This window comes from Variovorax boronicumulans NBRC 103145 (assembly GCF_001591345.1).
GTDB classification, from domain to species: Bacteria; Pseudomonadota; Gammaproteobacteria; order Burkholderiales; family Burkholderiaceae_C; genus Variovorax; species Variovorax boronicumulans.
In genome coordinates this window covers 1-2,167 of sequence record NZ_BCUS01000247.1, presented here as the reverse complement: position 1 = coordinate 2,167, position 2,167 = coordinate 1, and the positions used below count along the sequence as shown (strand labels likewise).

Annotated in this window: 1 protein-coding gene; it reads right to left on the bottom strand. The window is 69.0% G+C overall.

What is annotated here, in order from left to right; all coding sequences use genetic code 11:
• Positions 1-211 precede the first annotated feature (211 nt).
• Positions 212-2,128 carry a serine/threonine-protein kinase gene (locus VBO01S_RS31280; RefSeq protein WP_062483048.1) on the bottom strand — a complete coding sequence of 639 codons (1,917 nt, stop codon included), beginning with the start codon at positions 2,126-2,128 and terminating at the stop codon, positions 212-214.
• Positions 2,129-2,167: the final 39 nt, after the last annotated feature.

Here is a 2,167-nt window from a genome sequence, read left to right as displayed (position 1 = left end):
GGTCGCGGGGTCGGCCGTGGTGGGCGCGGCGGCGGCCGTGCCCGTGGCAGACGGCGGCGTGTTGGCGCAGGCGGCCAGCAACACCAGCGCGACCACGGCGGCCGTTCGGCAAAGGGGAAGCGCGAAGTGCGGCGACGGTGACGTGTGCATGAAAGTCTCCTGGTCGTGGTCGTGGAAAGGGGGCCGAAAGCGGCCGACGCTCTACAGACGATTACTTCTCGACGATTTTGAAATTCGCGACGCCATAGACGTCGTTGCACGGCGGGGCGCCCGGCGCGCAGACCGGTTTGCCCAACAGCGGCGACGGCCCCGTGCCGCGTGTGGCTTCGAGTGCCGCGAGCACCGGCAGCGGGAACTGCGGGAACACACCTTCGTTCTGCACGCCCGAGGCGCCGAAGTCGCGCTCGTGCTCGCTCACGAGCACCGCGAACTGGTTGGTGCCGGCCGGCCCGCCGGCGTCCATCGGCCAGGAGGCGCGTGGCAGCGCGAGCGCGGCGTTGGCGGTGATCTTGTTGTACTTGTCGAGCAGGTTCGGGAACAGCAGGAACATCTCGCCGCCGCTGGACAGCAGGAACACGTAGACGAAACCGTCGCGCTTGCTGCGCACCTCGAAGGCCAGCTTGTCCTTGCCGATCGCGACCTCGGCCTTCTTCGGCGTGGCCGTGACTTCGAAGCCCGGGGCGGCGCCGGCGGCGAGGGATTGCAGGGATTCGGCGGGGGTGCGCGGCTTGGGCGGTGGCGGAGGGGGTGGCGGTGGGGCCTCGGCGACCTGGGTGGGGGTGTCGGGTGGGGGCGCGGGTGTGGCGGTTTGCGCCGTCTTGCCCGCATCGCCTTCACCGCCTGTGCGGCCCAGGAACCACCATCCGCCGCCCGCTGCGGCGACCAGCACGGCGGCGGCGACGGCGCCGAGGACGGCCTTGTTGCTGCCGCTGCTGCCCTTGCTGTTGTTGTTCGCGGCAGGTGCCTTGGCGGCGATGGGCTTCGGCATGTGGGCCGTGCCGATCACGGTGGGTGCATCGGCACCCGACTGACTGCTTCGCGCACCCGACGGCGGCACGGTGCGCGGCGTGGGCGCGATGCTGTGGCCGACTTCGAGACCCAATGCCGCACGCAGCTCGGCCATCGACTGCGGTCGCGCCTCGGGCCGCACGCCCAGGCCCGCATCGATCGCCGCGAGCAGCCGGTCGCTGTAGCGCTGGCGCAGGATGTCGTTGCCCGCCAGCGGCACGTAGCTGTCGGACAGCAGCCGTGCCACCGAGGGCGGCGGTGCGCGCCCGCACACGGCGACGTGCATCACGGCGGCGAGCGCGTAGACGTCGGTCCAGGCGCCTTGGGACATGTCAGGCATCTCGGCGTACTGCTCGATGGGCGCGTAGCCGGGCTTGAGGATGACGGTGATCGCCTGCGTCTTGTCGGTGATCACGCGGCGCGCGGCGCCGAAGTCGAGCACCACGGGGCGGCCGGAGCCTTCGAGCAGGATGATGTTGTCGGGGGCGATGTCGCGGTGGTAGCAGTGGGCGTTGTGCATCACGGCGAGGGCTTGGGTGACGCCGTCCATGATGCGGGTGAGCCAGGCTTCGTCGACGCCTGCGGGGATCGCTACGAGTGCCTCTCGCAAGGTGTCGCCCTTGTAGAAGGGCATGACCATGTAGGTGGTGCCCTTTTCTTGCCAGAAGCGGTAGACCTTGAGTAGCGAGGGGTGGTCGAACTGGGCGAGGAGGCGGGCTTCGTTGATGAAGCTGCGCATGCCGAGGTCGAAGGTTTCTCTGTGTCTTTCTGAGAGGGGGACTACGGTGCCGTCTTGCTGTCTTGTCGATAGCGATGTCGGCAGGTATTCCTTGATGGCTACTACGCGCTCCAGCGTGTGGTCCCAGGCTTCGTAGACGACGCCGAAGCCGCCTTGGCCTACGACTCGGGTGATTTCGAATTCGGCGAGGCGGCTGCCTACGGGGAGGAGGCCGGCTTCGTGTGTGCCTGTGGCTGGGCTGGTGACGGGGGTGCCTGAGGGTGTGGTGAGGCCGCTGGCTGTGATGACGGTGGCGCCTGTGTCGGTGCCGCCTGTGGATGGCACGGGCCTTGAGACGACTCGGGTGCGGTCGTCTTCCGGGGGAAGGGCGTTGTCGGTCATTGACCTGCTCCTGCTGGGCGAACGCCGCTTGGGGCTTGC

Coding starts and splice junctions, on each gene's coding strand:
- VBO01S_RS31280 (WP_062483048.1), bottom strand. CDS start 2,128: ATGACCGACAACGCCCTTCCCCCGGAAGACGACCGCACCCGAGTCGTC.